The sequence below is a fragment of the Microbacterium sp. Cr-K20 genome, from assembly GCF_000708325.1.
Classification (GTDB): Bacteria; Actinomycetota; Actinomycetes; order Actinomycetales; family Microbacteriaceae; genus Microbacterium.
In genome coordinates this window covers 20,598-38,225 of the sequence record NZ_JARE01000039.1, presented here as the reverse complement: position 1 = coordinate 38,225, position 17,628 = coordinate 20,598, and the positions used below count along the sequence as shown (strand labels likewise).

Sequence of the window (17,628 nt, the reverse complement as noted above, 5' to 3'; positions counted from 1 at the left end):
GACTGCATCTACGAGGGGGAACGGTCGTTGTACATCCACCCCGACGAGTGCGTGGATTGCGGCGCCTGCGAACCGGTGTGCCCGGTCGAGGCCATCTACTACGAAGACGACCTGCCCGATGAGTGGCAGGACTACTACAAGGCCAACGTCGAGTTCTTCGACGAGATCGGCTCGCCCGGAGGCGCCGCCAAGACGGGGATGCTCGCCTTCGACCACCCGATCATCGCCGCGCTCGCACCCCAGGGGGAACACGCATGACCGTCGCCGAACCGCGCATCGCCATCGTCGGAGCAGGGCCGGCCGGCATCTACGCCGCCGACATCCTCCTCGGACTCGCACCGACCGCGTCGATCGACCTGTTCGAGAAGCTTCCCGCGCCCTACGGTCTGGTCCGTTACGGCGTCGCCCCGGATCATCCGCGCATCCGCAAGATCACCGACGCCTTGCACGACGTGCTCGTGAACCCGCGCATCCGGCTGCTGTGCAACGTCGAGATCGGCGTCGACGTCGAGATCGAAGACCTCCGCGCGGCCTACGACGGGGTGATCGTGGCGACGGGAGCCGACCTGGATGTGCGCCTCGACATTCCCGGCATCCACCTGCCCGGCTCCTTCGGCGCGGCCGATTTCGTGTTCTGGTACGACGGGCATCCGGATGCTCCGCGCACCTGGCCCCTGGAGGCGGAGTCGGTCGCCGTCCTCGGAGCGGGCAACGTCGCCCTCGACGTGACGCGCATCCTCGCGAAGCACGCCTCCGCGCTGACCCACACCGACACTCCGGATACCGTGCTCGATCAGCTCGCCGCCAGCCCGCTGCGCGACGTGCACCTGTTCGCCCGGCGCGGTCCTGCTGACGTGCGGTTCTCGGCGATGGAGCTGCGCGAGCTGGCTGAGCAGGACGACGTCGACGTGATCGTCGACCCGGATGAGCTCGCCCTGGACGAGCACGCCGAGCGGATGGTCGCGCAGTTCTCCCAGCGCCGCATCATCGTGCGCACCATGACCGAGTGGGCCGCGCTCGACCCAGCGGGCCGCACGGCTTCACGCCGCATCCACCTGCACCTGCGACAGCGTCCCGTGCGCCTCCTCGGCACGGATCGCGTGACCGGCATCGAGATGGAGCGCACCGCATCCGACGAGCTGGGCCGGATGGTCGGTACCGGTGAGCTGCTGCGCTACGACGTCGGAGCCGTGTACCGGGCCGTGGGCTATCGTTCGACACCCGTTCCCGGGATGCCGTTCGACGCCGATCTCGGAGTGGTTCCGCACGCCGAGGGACGCGTCGTGGATGCGGCGGGCGCACCGATCCCGCGGCTGTACGCGACCGGCTGGATCAAGCGCGGGCCGGTCGGGCTCATCGGCTCGACCAAGTCGGATGCCGCGCAGACCGTGCGTCACCTCGTCGACGACCTCGCCGACGCCGAGCCGACGGCATCCGGGGCGGACCCGCTCGCCCACGTGGACCACGCCGTCGACCTGGACGGCTGGCTGCGCATCGATGCCGCCGAGCGCGGTGCCGGTGCGGAACGCGGACGGGAGCGGACGAAGCTCGTCGACCGCGCGGAGATGCTCGCGCACGCGAAACTGGAGCAGATGACGGAGGCCGTCCGATGACCGCGACACCCGTACCCACCCCGGTCGGCGAAGGGCTCAAGGCCGCGTTCCGCACGCACCCGGCCGGCGTCGCGATCATCACGGCATCCACTCCGGAGGGTCCGGTCGGGCTCACGGCGTCGAGTGTCGCCTCCGTGGCGGTCGACCCCGCGGCGATCGTGTTCTCGGTCACTCGTGCGACCGGCTCTGCGGGCGCGATCCTCGGTGCCGACACGTTCGTCGTCCACCTCATCGACGACGAGCACTCCGACCTGGCACAGAGCTTCGCCGTCAGCGGCTCCGAGCGCTTCACGCCTGAGCAGGGCTGGTCGGCGCTCGAGACCGGTGAGCCGCACCTCGCCGCGGCACGGGCCGCGCTGCGCTGCCGCACCCTGCAGACCGTGGCCGTCGGTTCGTCGACGGTCGTGATCGCCGAGGTCCTCGAGGTGCTCGCCGGGCCGCAGGGCCGTCCGCTCGTCTACCTCGACCGCCGCTTCCACGCCCTCCCGCACGACCCCCACCACTGACCATCATCGAAAGGAAGACGCCATGTCCACTCTCTACACACTCCCCGAGCTGCCCTACGACTACTCGGCCCTCGAGCCGCACATCTCCGGCAAGATCATGGAGCTGCACCACTCCAAGCACCACCAGGCCTACGTGACCGGCGCGAACACGGCGCTCGAGCAGCTCGCCACGGCGCGCAGCGCGGGCGACCTCGCGAACGTCAACAAGCTCGAGAAGGACCTCGCGTTCAACCTCGGCGGCCACATCAACCACTCGGTGTTCTGGCAGAACCTCTCGCCCGAGGGCGGCGGCGCTCCCGAGGGTGAGCTCGAGGCCGCGCTCGTCGAAGCGTTCGGATCGATCGACGCCTTCCGCGCGCACTTCACCGCGACGGCGCTGGGTGTGCAGGGATCGGGCTGGGCCGTGCTCGCCTGGGACAGTGTGGGCGCTCGCCCCGTCATCTTCCAGCTGTTCGACCAGCAGGGCAACGCACCCCTCGGTGTCACGCCGCTGCTGCAGCTCGACGTCTGGGAGCACGCCTACTACCTCGACTACCTCAACGTGCGCGCCGACTACGTCAAGGCGTTCTGGAACCTCGTGAACTGGCCCGACGTGCAGCGCCGCTTCGAGGCAGCGCGCACGGCGACGAAGGGGCTCATCGTCGCCGGCTGACCGGCGACGGCGCGGTTCACGCGAGAGTGAGGAAGAGTTTCTCGAGTTCGGCCATCGACACACCGTCCGTGTCGGTGGCCGTCTCCGTCTCCGACCCGGGGTCCGTCAGGCAGTCCTTCATGGCCGAGGCGATGATCTGGAATCCGGCTTTGTCGAGCGCCGAGGTGACGGCGGCGAGCTGCGTGACGACGGCTCGACAGTCACCTCCGTTCTCCACCGCCGCGATCACAGCCCCGAGCTGACCTTGCGCGCGCTTGAGGCGGTTGGCGATCTTGCGCTGGGTCTCGGCGTCTGCGGATGACATGTTCGCTCCCTGAGTGTCGACTGAACTGATCACTATACCCCCTGGGGTATAGTGATCTCTCGTATACCCACGGGGGTATCGGTGAGGAGTCGAGAAACGATGTGTCGAGCAGTCCGTTGCAAGACCTGTGGCAAGACGACCTGGGCGGGGTGCGGTCAGCACGTCGACGCCGTGCGCCGCACGGTTCCCGCGGCGCAGTGGTGTTCCGGGCACCCGAAGGAGCCGGCGCAGGGCGGATTCTTCTCGAGGATGTTCCAGCGATGACGTCGCCCGAACCGCGTACCGTCGTCATCGTCGGCGGGGTCGCCGGGGGGATGTCCGCCGCCGCACGCCTGCGCCGGCTCGACGAGCACGCGCAGATCGTGATCTTCGAACGTGGGCCCGAGGTCTCGTACGCGAACTGCGGCCTGCCCTACTACGTCGGAGGTGTGATCGCCGATCGCGAATCGCTGCTGCTGCAGACACCCGCATCCCTGCGCAGCCGTTTCGGACTCGATGTGCGCGTGCGGCATGATGTCGTGCGGATCGACACCGCGCAGAAGCTCGTCGAGGTGGTCGATCTCGAGACGGGACACCACCTCGTGCAGCGCTACGACGCATTGGTCCTCGCCACCGGGGCGAGGCCCCGGCGGGACGAGCCCGCCTCGGACATCCCGACACGCAGCCTGCGGACGGTCGAAGACGCGGATGCGATCGACGCCGCGCTCTCCCGCGCGGGCGTTCCCGTCGTGGTCGTCGGCGGCGGATACACGGGCCTCGAGGCGGTCGAGAACCTCGTCGCGCGGGGCGCATCCGTGACCCTCGTGCAGCGTGGCCCTCAGCTGCTCGCCCGTCTCGACACGGAGATGGCCGCCCCCATCGCGGCCGAGATCCGTGCGCACGGCGTCGACGTGCGTCTCGGCGTGGAGGTCGTTCGAGCCGGTTCCGGAAGCGTCACGCTGAGCGACGGCGCCATCGTCCCCGCAGAGCTCGTCGTCGACGCCTCCGGGGTGGTGCCGGAGGCCTCGCTCGCGGCCGACGCCGGAATTCTGCTCGGCGAGGTCGGAGGGATCCGGGTCGATGCTTCCTGCCGCACCAGCGCTCCCGACGTCTACGCCGTGGGAGACGGAGTCGAGAAGTTCGACCTCGTCGGCGGGGACGCGGCACTGATCACCATGGCCGGTCTCGCGAACCGGCACGGGCGAATGGTGGCAGACCTCATCGCGGGGCGCGCGGAGTCGGCGCGACCCGCACTCGGCACCGGGATCGTCCGGGTGTTCGGGATCGTCGCAGCGAAGACGGGGTGGAGCGAACGGCAGCTTCGATCGGCGGGACGCGAGTTCTACGTCGTGCACGTGCACTCGGGATCCCACGCCGGCTACTACCCCGGAGCCGAGACCCTGTCGATGAAGCTGCTCGCCGACCCGGACTCCGATGCCATCCTCGGTGTGCAGATCGTGGGACGCGACGGTGTCGACAAACGCATCGACGTGGTGGCGACCGCCATGCAGGCCGGCATGCCGGCCGCCGAGCTCGCGCATCTCGAACTCGCCTACGCGCCGCAGTTCGGCTCGGCGAAGGATGCGGTGAACATCCTCGGCTACGTCGCGGAGAACACTCGCACCGGAACGACTCCGACGGTCCAATGGCATGAACTCGAAGCCGCGCGGAGGGCGGGAGCGACGCTGATCGATGTCCGCGCGCCGTCGGAGTTCGCTGCCGGCGCGATCCCCGGTGCGATCAACATGCCGCTGGATGAGATCCGTGACCGGCTCGGCGAACTCCCCGGCGGTCCGATCGTGGTCCACTGCCAGGTGGGCCTGCGCGGGCACATCGCCACCAGACTGCTCCGGCAGCGCGGGGTCGACGCGCGCAACCTCGATGGAGGTTACCGGACCTGGAGCGATGCTGTGCAGGGTCGCGACTAGACCAGGCGGGCGGTCGTCCCGCGCACGTTCAGCTCGTACGGCAGGGCCGACGGGATGTGCACCTCGTCCGGGGTGGTGAGCTTCGCCAGCACCGCATCCGCGGCCCGCTCGCCCTGCCCGAGCGGGAACTGGTCGACGGTGGTCAGGCGGAAGAATTCGCCGAGCTCGTGCCCGTCGATGCCGACGATCGAGAGTTCATCCGGCACGCTGAAGCCCAGGTCGCGGGCCGCGAGCAGGGCCCCGATCGCCATCTCGTCGGATGCCGCGAACACCGCGGTCGGTCGCGGGCCCGGCCGTCCGAGCAGCTGCTTCGCCGCGCGATAGCCGCCCTCGACCGTGAAGTCCGCCGGCTCGAGGAAGGCGTGGTTCAGGGGAATCCCGGCCTTCGCCAGGGCCTTCTCGAACCCGAGGCGTCGGTTGGTGGGGATGTGGAAGTCGATGTCGAACTCGGGGTTGGCGCCGATGTGCGCGATGTCGGTGTGGCCGAGGCCGATCAGGTGCTCGGTAGCGAGCTGGGCGACCGCCACGTCGTCGACCGTGAGGGTGTCGAGCTTCGGGTTCGGGCCGCCGATCGCGATGACCGGCAGGCCGAGGTCGAGCAGATGCTGTGTCTCGTCGGCGTCGAGTTCGATCGACACCGCGATCACGGCATCCACACGCTGCCGACGCAGGAACGTGTCGAACACGTGTCGACGCACGTCCTTGTCGGCGGTGATGTTGTAGAGCGTGATGTCGTAACCGGCGCGCATCAGCGCGGCCGAGACGCCCGACAGCACCGTGCTGAAGAACCACCGGTCGAGGAACGGGACGACCACCCCGATGTTGCGGGTGCGCCCCGATGCGAGGCTCGATGCGCGCGAGGAGACGACGTAGCCGAGCGACTGCGCCGCGGCCTGCACCCGCTCCCTGGCGGACTCGGACACGTGGCCGCGGCCGCTGAGCGCGCGCGAGACGGTCGCGGTGGAGACCCCGGCGAGCCGGGCGACCTCATCGATGCTGGCCATGTGTTCCTCTGAGAAATCGTTCCGGTCGCGGCTCCCGTTGTCTCACGATGTGGCGAGCGACGGGATCCGCGACCGGAACGGGGTGTGGGGCGGGTCAGACCGTGGTGTACCAGACGGCGGTGTCGACCGGGATCGACGAGCCGTCGAACGGCTGGCTCTTCAGCATCACGCTCGCGTCGGCCGGCAGCTCGATCGGCGCGGTGCCGAGGTTCGCGACCACGTGCACGTCGCCGCGGCGGAAGGCCACCGTGTCAGCGCCGGCATCCTCCCAGATCAGGGAACCGGTGCCGAAGCCGTGCTCGCGACGAGCCGCGAGCAGACGCTTGTACAGGGCGAGCGTCGAGCCTGGGTCGACCTCTTCGACGTCGCGGGCGTACGTCGCCCACTCGGTCGGCTGCGGGAGCCACGACAGTCCGGTCTCGTTGAAGCCGAAGGCCGGAGCCTCCGCCTCCCAGGGCAGCGGCACGCGGCATCCGTCGCGTCCGTAGCGCTTGCCCTCGGTGCGGAACCAGGTCGGGTCCTGACGGAACTCGTCGGGGATCTCCATCGCCTCGGGGAGCCCGAGCTCTTCGCCCTGGTACAGGTAGGCCGAGCCGGGGAGCGCGAGCATGAGGGTGGTCGCCGCGCGGGCGCGGGCCAGGCCGATCGCGGTGTCGGGCTTGTTCGGGGTGTTCGGTCCGATGCCCTCGCCCTGGGGGTTGTCAGCCGTGAGCGCGAGGCGCGAGGCGTGTCGCACGACATCATGGTTCGAGAGCACCCAGGTGCTGGGCGCTCCGACGCCGCCGAACTCGTCGAGCGACTCGCGGATGACGTCGCCCAGTTCCTTCGCGTTCCACGGCGTCATCAGGTACGGGAAGTTGAAGGTCTGGTGCATCTCGTCCGGGCGCACCCAGAGAGCCGTCTGCTTGAGCGTCGGCATCCAGGCCTCGCCGCACAGCGCGCGGTCGCCGTCGTACTCGGCGAGCACCTTGTGCCAGTCGCGGTAGATCTCGTGCACGCCGTCCTGGCCCCAGTACGGCACGTTCGATTCGCCGCCGCCCATGGAGTCGGCGTCGCTCGGCGGGGTGTAGTCCGGAAGGCCCTCGGTCTTGATCATGCCGTGGGCGACGTCCACGCGGAAGCCGTCGACCCCGCGGTCGAGCCAGAAGCGGAGGATGGAGCGGAACTCCTCCTGCACCTCTTCGTTGTTCCAGTCGAAGTCGGGCTGCGTGGCGTCGAAGATGTGCAGGTACCACTGGCCGGGGGTGCCGTCGGCCTCGGTCACGCGCTGCCACATGCCGCCGCCGAACACCGACTCCCAGTTGTTCGGCGGGAGCTCGCCGTTCTCGCCCTTGCCGTCGCGGAAGATGTACCGCGCGCGCTCCGGGCTGCCCGGTGCCGCCTTGAGTGCTTCCTGGAACCACACGTGCTGGTCGGACGAGTGGTTCGGGACCAGGTCGACGATCACGCGGATGCCGCGGTCATGGGCCTGGGTGAGCATCTCGTCGAAGTCGGCGAGCGTACCGAACAGGGGGTCGACGTCGCGGTAGTCCGCCACGTCGTAGCCGGCATCGCGCTGCGGGCTGGTCATGAAGGGGCTGAGCCAGATCGCGTCGACGCCGAGTTCCTGCAGCGAGTCGAGGCGGCTGGTGATGCCCGGGAGGTCGCCGATGCCGTCGCCGGAGGCGTCCGCGAAGGATCGGGGGTAGATCTGGTAGATGACGGCGCTGCGCCACCACTCGGAACCGGGGGCTGCGATCTGCTCAAGCTGTGCCATACGAACAGGCTACTGCAAACGCTTACAGTCGTGCCAGAGCGGGTATCGAATCGGTTCGAAGACCTTGTCGGCGCGGGCGAGGAGTAGCCTGACGGCATCCGATGAGTGGAGGCTGTCATGGTTCCCGAGATCAACTACTGGGCGGTGCTGCTGGCCACCGCGTCGAGCATGATCGTCGGCTCGATCTGGTACGCCCCGAAGGTGTTCGGCACCCGCTGGTCGAAGCTGGCGAACGTCGACATGGATCGTCCGGCGGCCACGGCGATGTGGCCCATCATCACCACGGTCATCGTCAGCTTCATCACGGCATGGGTGCTCGCCGGGGCATCCGCCATCGCCTGGCACTTCTACGGCGGCGCGTTCTTCTGGGGCACCATCGTCACGGCGGTCACGCTGTGGGCGGGCTTCACCGCCGCACGTTTCATCACCCACGATGCGTTCGAGGGCCGCTCGACGAGGCTGACCACGCTGAACATCGCGCACGAGCTGGTCACGGTCGTGGTGATGGCCGTGATCATCGGCGTCTGGCCGCCGGCACTCGGCTAGGTCGTACGGGGGCGTCGGCGGGGAGCCCGTCGACGACCCCGCGCGGTCACGGCGTCGGCATGCCGCCGTTGACGTTCAGCGTCTCGCCGGCGACATAGCTCGACTCGGCCGACGCCAGGAACACGTATGCCGGGGCGAGTTCGGCGGGCTGTCCCATCCGGCCGAGCGGGGTGTCCTCGCCGAAGCTGTCCAGCTTCTCCTGCGGCTGACCGTCGCTCGGCTGCAGCGGCGTCCAGATCGGGCCGGGGGCCACTGCGTTCACACGGATGCCCTTCGGAGCGAGCTGCTCGGCAAGCCCCTTCGTGAACGCGTTGATGGTCGCCTTGGTCGAGGCGTAGTCGACGAGGATGCCGGAGGGCGAGTACGCCTGGATCGACGTGGTGTTGATGATCGTCGAACCGGCGGGGAGGTGCGGCAGCGCCGCCTTCGTGATCCAGAACATCGCGTACACGTTGGTCTTGAACGTGCCGTCGAACTGCTCGTCCGTGATGTCGATCAGCGACTCCTGGTAGACCTGCTTCCCGCCGTTGTTGACGAGGATGTCGAGCCCGCCCAGGGCGGCCACCGCATCGGCGACGAGTGTCCGGCAGTACTCGGGGTCGCGGAGGTCGCCCGGCAGAGCGGCGACCTTCACCCCGGCCTCGCGGAGGATCCCGGCGATGCGGCTCGCATCCTCCTCCTCTTCGGGCAGGTACGAGAGGGCGACGTCGGCGCCCTCCCGCGCGAACGCGATGGCCGTGGCCGCGCCGATGCCCGAGTCGCCGCCGGTGATCAGCGCCTTGCGGCCGGTGAGCCGTCCGGTGCCGCGGTAGCTCTCCTCGCCGAGGTCGGCCTTCGGGGCCAGGTCGGCGTCGAGGCCGGGCTCCGGCATGTGCTGCTTCTCGGGTTCGATGTCCGCGTAGAGCTCGGCAGGGTTGGTGAAGGTGTACTGGTCGCGGGGCATGATGCGTCCTTTCGACAGCGGCTGATCGTCTCCGCCACCCGTGAGCTGCGTGTGCGACGCGGGCACATGTCCGGGCGGCGAGTGGACTCCCAGAGTGCGGGCGACCTCCCCCTCGGGGCAAAAGCCTTGCGCACCTCGGCCCCGGTTGCTATGCGGCCGCCGTCGCGAGGCGTCTCCGCCGGACGCAGAACTAGACCTTCGCCACTTCTGCGGGGGCCCTCGCTATGCGAATGTTCCTATCGTGGCCGTCCGGCCGCCCACGGACCACACCCGGACCGTGGTCCTGCCAGAGGGGTTCCGATGCCCGGTTCGTCGCGTCGAAGGATGCCGTCGGTGGTCACCGCCGCGCTCGTCGCCGCGGTTCTCGCGGCCGCCGTGCCCGCCGTCTCGGGGGCCTTCGCCGCTGCCGACGGCTCCACGTCGGGGGACGGCGCGCCCGACCCTTCGCGCTCGGTCGCCCTGGCCTACGAGTTCCTCGACGCGCGCGTGGATCAGTTCTGCGACGGCGCGGGCCGGTGCCTGCCGCGCAGCTATGAGGGCGGGTTCTTCACCACGCCGAGCTGGGACTTCACGCCGTCGTTCGTCTATGACGACGCCGTGGTGATCATGGCTTACACCGCCCGAGGCCTGCCGGACGACATCCGCCGAGCGCGGACGATCGGCGACGCCCTCCTCTTCGTGCAGCAGAACGACCCGATCGGTGACGGACGCACCCGCGCATCGTACGAGCCGCACGGCATCCGGCAGGGGCGAGTGGAGATCACCGGTCCAGGAAGCTTCACCGGCAACCAGGCCTGGGTCGGGATGGCGTTCACGCGGCTCGCGCACACGACCGGAGACCCGCGGTACCTCGAGGGGGCGCTGCGTGTCGGTCAATGGATTCAGGACAACACGGCCGACATGGCCCGGGCACCGCACGGCTACACCGGCGGGCAGCTCGAGGACGGCACGTCACTGACCTGGAAGTCCACGGAGCACAACAGCGACGTGGCCGGGTTCTTCACCCAACTGGCGCAGCTGACCGGCGATGCGGTGTGGGTGGATCGGGCGGCCGTCGCCGCGGGATTCGTCGCGGCGATGCAGAGCGCCGACGGCCACGTGAACACCGGCACCGGCCTCGACGGCTCGACGATCAACACCCGGCCCATCCCTCTCGACGCGCAGACCTGGAGTTCGCTCGCCACCGGCGACCCGCGTTACGGGTCAGCACTGGATTGGACCCTGGAGAACCTGATCGCCACCGACGGCCCCTACACCGGACCGTCGATCAGCGAGGTCGACGTGTCGAAGGCGTGGTTCGAGGGCAGCGGACACCTGGCGCTGGCCCTCCGGCTGCGCGCCGGTGCGGGTGATGCCGAGACTGCGGAGAAGCTGCTGCACAGCATCCGTCTGGCCCAGCGCGATGCCCCGAACGGCGACGGCAAGGGGATCGTCGCGACCTCGAACGACGGCCTCGATTCGGGCTTCGGCGACCTCTACTACGCGAGCCTGCACACCGGCGCGACCGCGTGGTACCTGCTCGCGTCAGCGGAGGACAACCCGTTCGTGCTGCCGGTCGACCCGGCCTCTTGAGGACGAGCCGCCCCCGTGCGTGCAGACGCAAGGGGCTGGTTCGAACCGAAGGGGGTGGGTCGGGTTACGCGGCGACGCGGGCGACGGCGGCGATGGCGCTGGTGAAGAAGTCGAGTCCGTCGACTCCGCTGCGCATGGCGGCTGCGGTGTCGGGGCCGAAGCCGGCTTCGGTTGCGTGCTCGGGGTGCGGCATGAGGCCGACCACGTTGCCCGCTTCGTTCGTGACACCGGCGATGTCGCGCAGCGACCCGTTCGGGTTCACGCCGGCGTAGCGGAACGCCACGAGACCTTCGCCCTCGATGCGGTCGAGGGTCTGCTCGTCGGCGATGTAGCCGCCGTCGGCGTTCTTGAGCGGGATGACGATCTCCTGGCCGCTGCGGAACGCGTTCGTCCAGGCAGTGTCGGAGTTCTCGACCGTGAGTCGCTGGTCGCGGCGCACGAAGTGCTGGTGGTTGTTGCGGATCAGTCCGCCGGGCAGCAGGTGCGCCTCGACGAGCATCTGGAAGCCGTTGCAGATGCCGAGCACGGGCATGCCCTTGGCGGCGGCATCCTTCACCTCGGACATGATCGGCGAGAGCGCGGCGATCGCGCCGGCGCGCAGGTAGTCGCCGTAGCTGAAGCCGCCCGGGAGGACGAGTGCGTCGACGCCCTCGAGGTCGTGCGAGCCGTGCCACAGGGCGACGGGCTCGGCGCCGGCGATGCGGACGGCGCGCTGCGCGTCGCGGTCGTCGAGCGAGCCGGGGAAGGTGATGACCCCGATGCGGATGGTCACTCGGCGACCTCGATACCGACGACGTCTTCGATCACGGAGTTGGAGAGCACCTCGTCGGCGATCCGACGGGCCTCGGCGAGGACCTCGTCGGTGACCTCGCCCTCGACGGTGAGCTCGAAGCGCTTGCCGATGCGGACGTCGGTGAAGCCCTCGACGCCGAGACGGGCGAAGGCGCCGGAGACGGCCTTGCCCTGCGGGTCGAGCAGTTCGGGCTTGGGCATGACGTCGACGACGATGGTGGGCATGACGGCTCCAAGAGTCGCGGGCGGAGGGGCGCACCCAGTCTACCGTCCCCGCCCCGCCTCCTCCCGCCCCCGCTCCTTCTGCCGAGTGCACGGCTTGTTGCCGAGTGCACGGCTTGTTCACGCCACTAAGCCGTGCGCTCGACGAGAAGCCGTGCACTCGGCGAGGGGGCGATGGGGGTGCGGGCGAGCTGCCTACGCGGAGTGGAAGACGGTGTGCAGGTCGCCGACGGCCTCGCGACCGCCGAGGCCGTCGATCTCGAACAGCACCGAGATGCCGACGACGTGGCTGCCGAGACGCTCGACGAGTTCGCGTCCGGCGGCGAGCGTGCCGCCCGTGGCGAGCACATCGTCGATGAGCAGCACCCGGGAACCGGCGGGCAGGTCGTCGTGCATCTCGATCGTTGCGGTGCCGTACTCGAGGGCGTAGTCGACGGATGCCGCGGGGCGAGGCAGCTTGCCGGCCTTGCGGATCGGGATGAGGCCGACACCCGCGGCGATCGCGGCGGCGCTGGCGAGGATGAAGCCGCGCGCCTCGATGCCGGCGATCACGTCGAACTGGCCGGCGAAGGGCTCGATGATCGCCTCGGTCGTGACCCGCAGGGCCTCGGCGTCGGCGAGGAGCGGCGTGATGTCGCGGAAGATGATGCCCGGCTGCGGATAGTCCGGCACGTTGCGGATCAGGGTTTCGGCGCGGACGAGGGCAGGAGACAGGGCGGCTTCGGGCACCGAGCAAGGGTACCTCTCCCGTTGGAGCGGGCGTCACAGTTGGGCACGGCTTGACACCGTGGGAGCGCTCCCATAGAGTGACTGCTCAGTCCGTGGGAGCGCTCCCACGGCGTCCCGAAAGCAGCAAGACCGCACGACCCCCCACCACAAAGGAGTGAACCGTGAACACACGTGCCCGCCACCGGATCCTCGCGATTGCCGCCGTGGCATCCGTCTCCGCCCTCGCCCTCGCCGGCTGTGCCGGCAACGCCGACGGCGCCCCCGAAGGCAGTGCCGACGAGGATGTCACGCTGACCGTCACCACGTTCGGCACCTTCGGCTACGACGACCTCTACAAGGAGTACGAGAAGGCGCACCCGAACGTGAAGATCGAGGCGACCAACATCGACACCGGTGGCAACGCCCGCACCGATGCCTTCACCAAGATCGCCGCCGGCTCCGGCCTCAGCGACGTCGTCGCGATCGAAGAGGGCTGGCTCGGCGCCATCATGGACGTCTCCGACACGTTCGTCGACCTCCGCGACTACGGCATCGAAGACCGCAAGGCCGACTGGGTCGACTGGAAGTACGGTCAGGCGACGGATGCCGAAGGCCGCGTCATCGGCTACGGCACCGACATCGGCCCGAGCGGCATCTGCTACAACGGTGCCGCGTTCGAGGCTGCCGGCCTGCCGAGCGACCGCGAGTCCGTCGCCGAGTTGCTCAACGGCGACTGGGAGAACTACTTCAAGGTCGGCGCCGACTACACGGCCAAGACCGGCAAGGCCTGGTACGACCACTCCGGCTTCGTCTGGAACGCCATGGTCAACCAGCTCGACGAGGGCTACTACACGACCGACGGCAAGCTGAACGTCGAGGACAACGCCGAACTCAAGGAGCGTTTCGAGCTGCTGGGTGCGGCCACCGAGGGCGGCCAGTCGGCTGCACAGACGGCTTGGGACTGGAACGGCGGCAAGTCGTTCGTCGACGGCACCTTCGCGACCTTCGTGTGCCCGGGCTGGATGCTCGGTGTCGTGCAGGGTCAGGTCGAGGCCGGCGGCGGCGACGCCTCCACCGGCTGGGACTTCGCCGACGTGTTCCCCGGCGGTGCGGCCAACTGGGGTGGCGCCTTCCTGTCGATCCCGGAGTCCTCGCAGCACAAGGAGGCGGCCGCTGAGCTCGCCGACTGGCTGACGCAGCCCGAGCAGCAGGTGAAGCAGTCCGCCGCCGCAGGTAACTTCCCCTCGACGATCAAGGCGCAGGAGACCCTCGCCGCCGACGCGACGCCGAACGAGTTCTTCAACGATGCTCCGACCGGTGCCATCCTCGCGGAGCGCGCCAAGGGAGTCGTCGCCCAGTTCAAGGGCGCCGATGACTCGGTGATCCAGGAGAACGTGTTCGGCCCGGCCCTCAGCAGCCTCGACCGCGGTGAGACCGACACGCAGGGTTCCTGGGACCAGGCGATCAAGCTCCTGAACGAGCTCGTCGACTGATACCCAGCGGACGTTTCGTCTCGCTCGGCTCCGCCGTGCTCGCTCAACGACCAGTCTTCATCCGGTCGTTGAGCGAGCGCAGCGAGACGAAACGTCTCCCTGCACCTCAAAAGGACACCCCATGACTCTCACCGCCCCGCCTGCGGAGCAGCAGCGCACGGCATCCGGTTCGGCGCCGACCAATCCGCCGAAGCGCCCCTGGCGCCACCGCGTCTCGCGGTTCGACCAGAACGCCTCCCCGTACTTCTACATCTCGCCGTTCTTCCTGCTGTTCGGGCTGGTCGGCCTGTTCCCGCTGCTCTACACCGTCTGGGTGGCCGTGCACGAGTGGGACCTGCTCAAGGGTGAGGGCGACTTCGTCGGCGTCGGCAACTTCGTCGAGATCCTCGGCGACGCCATGTTCTGGAACTCGATCGGCAACACCCTGAGCATCTTCCTGCTCTCCGCGATCCCGCAGCTGTCCGTCGCGCTCGTGATCGCCTACCTCCTCGACCGCGGACTCCGCGCCCCGACGTTCTGGCGGATGAGCGTGCTGATCCCGTTCGTCGTCACCCCGGTCGCGGTCGCCATCATCTTCTCGAGCATCTTCAACGAAGCCGACGGCCTGGCGAACAACCTGCTCAACCTCATCGGCATCGCCGATCAGGAGTGGAAGCACAACACCGCCCTGTCGCACATCGCGATCGCCGTGATGGTGAACTTCCGCTGGACCGGGTACAACGCCCTGATCCTCCTCGCCGCCATGCAGGCGGTGCCGCGCGACCTGTACGAGTCGGCCGCCCTCGACGGTGCAGGGGCCGCCCGCCGCTTCTTCTCGATCACGATCCCCACGATCCGTCCGACCCTGATCTTCGTGATCATCACCGCGACGATCGGCGGCCTGCAGATCTTCGCCGAGCCCCGCCTGTTCGACGTCTCGACGGCGGGCGGCATCGGCGGCAGCGATCGGCAGTTCCAGACCACGGTGCTCTTCCTCTGGGAGCTGGCGTTCTTCCGCCGCGACCTCGGCGAGGCCTCCGCCGTCGCCATCCTGCTGTTCCTGCTGATCGTCGGCATCGGAGTGATCAACTTCCTCATCTCCCGGCGCATCTCCACCGGCGACGGCCCGAAGAACCGCGCCGAGCGCCGGCGCACACGCACAGCTGCCGCGGCCGCCGCCACGGCTGCCGCGTCCACGACGATCGCCACCACCACCGAGGAGAACGCGCGATGACCGCCACCCAGGCGCTGAGCGTCCCCGAGAAGATCCGCCGGCGTCGTGCCGTCGGGGGCAACGTCGGCATCGGCAGCCGCCCCGGATTCCTGACCTACGGGCTCCTCGCCGCGTTCATCATCGGCAGCGTCTACCCGCTGTGGTGGTCGGTGGTGGTGGCCAGCGGCACGAACGCCACACGCGGCGAGACCCTCCCGCTGATCCCCGGCGGCAACTTCCTGGCCAACGCGGCCAAGGTCTTCGATGCGATCCCGTTCTGGCTCGCGCTGGGCAACTCGTTCCTGATCTCCGGCATCATCACGATCTCGGTCGTCACGTTCTCCACCCTCGCCGGCTACGCCTTCGCGAAGCTGAAGTTCAAGGGCCGCGACGGGATGATGATCTTCGTGATCGCGACCATGGCGATCCCGACGCAGCTGGGCATCATCCCGCTGTTCATGCTCATGCGGGAGCTCGGGTGGACCGGCTCGATCGGCGCCGTCATCGTGCCGACCCTCGTCACCGCGTTCGGGGTGTTCTTCATGCGGCAGTACCTCGTCGACGTCATCCCGGACGAGCTGATCGAAGCCGCCCGCATGGACGGTGCGAACCAGTTCCGCACGTTCCTGACCGTCGGGCTCCCCGCGGCCCGACCGGCCATGGCCATCCTCGGACTCTTCACCTTCATGACGGCGTGGACCGACTACCTGTGGCCGCTGATCGTGCTCTCCCCGCAGAACCCGACCCTGCAGACGGCGCTCAGCCAGCTGCAGTCGGGCTATTACATCGACTACTCGATCGTGCTCGCCGGTGCGGTGCTCGCGACCCTTCCGCTGCTCGTGCTCTTCGTGGTCGCGGGTCGGCAGCTGGTCAGTGGCATCATGGCGGGCGCGGTGAAAGGATGACCCCTATGACCCGCTCCTTCCCCGAGAACTTCCTCTTCGGCGCTGCGACCGCGGCGTACCAGATCGAGGGGGCGGCGTTCGAGGATGGGCGCACGGCATCGATCTGGGACGCGTTCGCCCGCGTGCCCGGCGCCGTGATCGGCGGCGACAACGGCGACGTGGCCTGCGACCACTATCACCGCTACCGCGACGACGTCGCGCTGATGACCGAGCTCGGGCTGCAGACCTACCGCTTCTCGACGTCGTGGTCGCGGGTGCGGCCGGACGGCGGTGCCGTGAACCCCGCCGGAGTCGACTTCTACGAGCGCCTGTTGGACGAGCTGCTCGGCGCCGGCATCCTGCCCTGGCTGACCCTGTACCACTGGGATATGCCGCAGGCGCTGCAGGATGCCGGGGGGTGGACGAACCGCGACACGGTCGACCGGTTCCTCGAGTACGCCGGCACCATGCACGACGCGCTCGGCGATCGGGTGAACGTGTGGACGACGCTCAACGAGCCCTGGTGCTCGTCCTTCCTCTCCTACACCGGAGGGGAGCACGCGCCGGGGCGCACCAGCGTCGCCGAGGGGCTGCTCGCCTCGCATCACCTGCTGCTCGCGCACGGCAGGACCGTGCAGGAGCTGCGCGGACGCGACGCCTCGCTCAACCTCGGCATCACCCTGAACCACACGGTCGCCGATCCCGCCGATCCGCAGAACCCCGCGGACGTCGATGCCGCCCGCCGCGTGGACGGGCAGTTCAACCGCTGGTTCCTCGACCCGATCTACCGCGGCAGCTATCCGGCCGACATCGTCGAGGACATCCGCGCGGTGGATGCCGACGCCGTCGCGCAGTTCGAGGCCGCGGTCCACGACGGCGACCTCGAGACCATCTCCCAGCCCATCGACACACAGGGCGTGAATTACTACCACGGCGACTTCCTGTCGGGTACGGCTCCCGCCGAGGCGCCGGTCTCCGGAGGTCCTGCCACCGAGCGCGCCGGCCGCAGCCCCTACCCGTCGAGCGACGGCATCCACTCGGTCGAGCGCGGACTGCCGCGCACGGCGCAGAACTGGGAGGTGCAGCCCGAGGGGCTCACCCGGGTGTTGCAGCGGGTCTGGAGTGAATACGCCGAGCCCGCGGGCACCGTGCTGTACATGACCGAGAACGGCGCCGCCTACGACGACGTCGTGGTGGTCGAAGACGGCGAGACGCGCGTGCACGATGCCGACCGCACGGAGTTCCTGCGCCTGCACCTGGGTGCGGTGCTCGATGCCGCGGAGTCGGGTGTCGACGTGCGGGGCTACTTCTACTGGTCGATGTTCGACAACTACGAATGGGCCTGGGGTTACGACAAGCGCTTCGGCATCGTGCGCGTCGATTACGACACCCAGGAGCGGAGCCTCAAGGACTCCGGTCGGGAGTACGCGCGCATCATCGCGGCCCGCTCGCTCTAGCCGCAGGGCGTTCGAATCGGGTGAATGGTCCCATCCGGGGCCCGGATGGGACCGTGTGCGCGATTCGAAGCGCGAAC

Annotated in this window: 18 protein-coding genes; 11 read left to right on the top strand and 7 right to left on the bottom strand. The window is 69.0% G+C overall.

The window, feature by feature from the left end; translation table 11 throughout:
- The 4 genes from fdxA to GZ67_RS0105985 all read left to right on the top strand — a co-directional run.
- Positions 1-258: ferredoxin (fdxA, locus tag GZ67_RS19665; RefSeq protein WP_029263055.1), on the top strand; the 258-nt coding region annotated here is incomplete at its 5' end.
- Positions 255-1,613 (top strand): FAD-dependent oxidoreductase, encoded by a 1,359-nt coding sequence (locus tag GZ67_RS0105995; protein ID WP_029263056.1) that lies wholly within the window; start codon positions 255-257, stop codon positions 1,611-1,613. The genes fdxA and GZ67_RS0105995, both read left to right, overlap by 4 nt.
- The gene (locus tag GZ67_RS0105990) at positions 1,610-2,119 is read left to right on the top strand and encodes a flavin reductase family protein (RefSeq protein WP_029263057.1); all 510 of its coding nucleotides are present in this window, start codon (positions 1,610-1,612) and stop codon (positions 2,117-2,119) included. The genes GZ67_RS0105995 and GZ67_RS0105990 overlap by 4 nt, the downstream gene beginning before the upstream one ends.
- A 22-nt stretch (positions 2,120-2,141) precedes the next feature.
- Positions 2,142-2,771, top strand: a complete 630-nt coding sequence (locus tag GZ67_RS0105985; RefSeq protein ID WP_029263058.1) for a superoxide dismutase — start codon at positions 2,142-2,144, stop codon at positions 2,769-2,771.
- A 16-nt stretch (positions 2,772-2,787) separates the two neighbouring features.
- Here the strand turns inward: GZ67_RS0105985 and GZ67_RS0105980 are convergent, their stop codons facing one another.
- Complete coding sequence (locus GZ67_RS0105980; RefSeq protein ID WP_029263059.1) at positions 2,788-3,075, bottom strand: metal-sensitive transcriptional regulator; 288 nt, start codon at positions 3,073-3,075, stop codon at positions 2,788-2,790.
- A gap of 260 nt (positions 3,076-3,335) precedes the next feature.
- Here GZ67_RS0105980 and GZ67_RS0105975 point away from each other — a divergent pair, with 260 nt between their 5' ends.
- A complete protein-coding gene (locus tag GZ67_RS0105975; RefSeq protein WP_029273812.1) occupies positions 3,336-4,982 on the top strand; it encodes an FAD-dependent oxidoreductase in 1,647 nt (548 codons plus the stop codon).
- Here the strand turns inward: GZ67_RS0105975 and GZ67_RS0105970 are convergent.
- Positions 4,979-5,986, bottom strand: a complete 1,008-nt coding sequence (locus tag GZ67_RS0105970; RefSeq protein WP_029263061.1) for a LacI family DNA-binding transcriptional regulator — start codon at positions 5,984-5,986, stop codon at positions 4,979-4,981. The two genes, GZ67_RS0105975 and GZ67_RS0105970, sit on opposite strands and share 4 nt — an antisense overlap.
- Before the next feature lie 94 nt (positions 5,987-6,080).
- On the bottom strand, positions 6,081-7,742 hold the full coding sequence (locus tag GZ67_RS0105965; protein ID WP_029263062.1) for a glycoside hydrolase family 13 protein: 1,662 nt from the start codon (positions 7,740-7,742) through the stop codon (positions 6,081-6,083).
- Between the two features lie 117 nt (positions 7,743-7,859).
- Between GZ67_RS0105965 and GZ67_RS0105960 the strand changes: the two genes are divergently transcribed.
- Entirely contained in the window at positions 7,860-8,288 is a 429-nt protein-coding gene (locus GZ67_RS0105960; RefSeq protein ID WP_029263063.1) for a DUF1761 domain-containing protein, read from the top strand.
- Positions 8,289-8,334: 46 nt separating this feature from the next.
- Here GZ67_RS0105960 and GZ67_RS0105955 read toward each other — a convergent pair whose 3' ends face one another.
- On the bottom strand, positions 8,335-9,231 hold the full coding sequence (locus tag GZ67_RS0105955) for an SDR family oxidoreductase (protein WP_029263064.1): 897 nt from the start codon (positions 9,229-9,231) through the stop codon (positions 8,335-8,337).
- A gap of 324 nt (positions 9,232-9,555) precedes the next feature.
- On the opposite strand from GZ67_RS0105955, the gene GZ67_RS0105950 reads away from it, so the two are divergent.
- A complete protein-coding gene (locus GZ67_RS0105950; RefSeq protein ID WP_231481707.1) occupies positions 9,556-10,803 on the top strand; it encodes a hypothetical protein in 1,248 nt (415 codons plus the stop codon).
- A gap of 64 nt (positions 10,804-10,867) precedes the next feature.
- Here the strand turns inward: GZ67_RS0105950 and purQ are convergent, their stop codons facing one another.
- From purQ to GZ67_RS0105935, 3 genes are all read right to left on the bottom strand, one after another.
- Positions 10,868-11,575 (bottom strand): phosphoribosylformylglycinamidine synthase subunit PurQ, encoded by a 708-nt coding sequence (purQ, locus tag GZ67_RS0105945; protein ID WP_029263066.1) that lies wholly within the window; start codon positions 11,573-11,575, stop codon positions 10,868-10,870.
- A complete protein-coding gene (purS, locus tag GZ67_RS0105940) occupies positions 11,572-11,820 on the bottom strand; it encodes a phosphoribosylformylglycinamidine synthase subunit PurS (RefSeq protein ID WP_017204254.1) in 249 nt (82 codons plus the stop codon). Before purS ends, purQ begins: the two co-directional genes overlap by 4 nt.
- 192 nt (positions 11,821-12,012) lie before the next feature.
- Positions 12,013-12,546, bottom strand: coding sequence for an adenine phosphoribosyltransferase (locus GZ67_RS0105935; RefSeq protein WP_029263067.1), 534 nt, complete (start codon positions 12,544-12,546; stop codon positions 12,013-12,015).
- 161 nt (positions 12,547-12,707) lie between these two features.
- On the opposite strand from GZ67_RS0105935, the gene GZ67_RS0105930 reads away from it, so the two are divergent.
- The 4 genes from GZ67_RS0105930 (at position 12,708) to GZ67_RS0105915 (ending at position 17,551) form a co-directional block, all read left to right on the top strand.
- Entirely contained in the window at positions 12,708-14,018 is a 1,311-nt protein-coding gene (locus tag GZ67_RS0105930) for an ABC transporter substrate-binding protein (protein ID WP_029263068.1), read from the top strand.
- Positions 14,019-14,139: 121 nt separating this feature from the next.
- Positions 14,140-15,231 (top strand): carbohydrate ABC transporter permease, encoded by a 1,092-nt coding sequence (locus GZ67_RS0105925; RefSeq protein ID WP_029263069.1) that lies wholly within the window; start codon positions 14,140-14,142, stop codon positions 15,229-15,231.
- On the top strand, positions 15,228-16,115 hold the full coding sequence (locus GZ67_RS0105920; RefSeq protein ID WP_029263070.1) for a carbohydrate ABC transporter permease: 888 nt from the start codon (positions 15,228-15,230) through the stop codon (positions 16,113-16,115). Before GZ67_RS0105925 ends, GZ67_RS0105920 begins: the two co-directional genes overlap by 4 nt.
- Before the next feature lie 5 nt (positions 16,116-16,120).
- On the top strand, positions 16,121-17,551 hold the full coding sequence (locus GZ67_RS0105915; RefSeq protein ID WP_197021066.1) for a GH1 family beta-glucosidase: 1,431 nt from the start codon (positions 16,121-16,123) through the stop codon (positions 17,549-17,551).
- Positions 17,552-17,628: the final 77 nt, after the last annotated feature.

Bases quoted from the DNA above. Each gene is read 5' to 3' on its own strand.
- GZ67_RS0105995 (WP_029263056.1), top strand. From the start codon at position 255: ATGACCGTCGCCGAACCGCGCATCGCCATCGTCGGAGCAGGGCCGGCC.
- GZ67_RS0105990 (WP_029263057.1), top strand. From the start codon at position 1,610: ATGACCGCGACACCCGTACCCACCCCGGTCGGCGAAGGGCTCAAGGCC.
- GZ67_RS0105985 (WP_029263058.1), top strand. From the start codon at position 2,142: ATGTCCACTCTCTACACACTCCCCGAGCTGCCCTACGACTACTCGGCC.
- GZ67_RS0105980 (WP_029263059.1), bottom strand. From the start codon at position 3,075: ATGTCATCCGCAGACGCCGAGACCCAGCGCAAGATCGCCAACCGCCTC.
- GZ67_RS0105975 (WP_029273812.1), top strand. From the start codon at position 3,336: ATGACGTCGCCCGAACCGCGTACCGTCGTCATCGTCGGCGGGGTCGCC.
- GZ67_RS0105970 (WP_029263061.1), bottom strand. From the start codon at position 5,986: ATGGCCAGCATCGATGAGGTCGCCCGGCTCGCCGGGGTCTCCACCGCG.
- GZ67_RS0105965 (WP_029263062.1), bottom strand. From the start codon at position 7,742: ATGGCACAGCTTGAGCAGATCGCAGCCCCCGGTTCCGAGTGGTGGCGC.
- GZ67_RS0105960 (WP_029263063.1), top strand. From the start codon at position 7,860: ATGGTTCCCGAGATCAACTACTGGGCGGTGCTGCTGGCCACCGCGTCG.
- GZ67_RS0105955 (WP_029263064.1), bottom strand. From the start codon at position 9,231: ATGCCCCGCGACCAGTACACCTTCACCAACCCTGCCGAGCTCTACGCG.
- GZ67_RS0105950 (WP_231481707.1), top strand. From the start codon at position 9,556: ATGCCGTCGGTGGTCACCGCCGCGCTCGTCGCCGCGGTTCTCGCGGCC.
- purS (WP_017204254.1), bottom strand. From the start codon at position 11,820: ATGCCCACCATCGTCGTCGACGTCATGCCCAAGCCCGAACTGCTCGAC.
- GZ67_RS0105925 (WP_029263069.1), top strand. From the start codon at position 14,140: ATGACTCTCACCGCCCCGCCTGCGGAGCAGCAGCGCACGGCATCCGGT.
- GZ67_RS0105920 (WP_029263070.1), top strand. From the start codon at position 15,228: ATGACCGCCACCCAGGCGCTGAGCGTCCCCGAGAAGATCCGCCGGCGT.
- GZ67_RS0105915 (WP_197021066.1), top strand. From the start codon at position 16,121: ATGACCCGCTCCTTCCCCGAGAACTTCCTCTTCGGCGCTGCGACCGCG.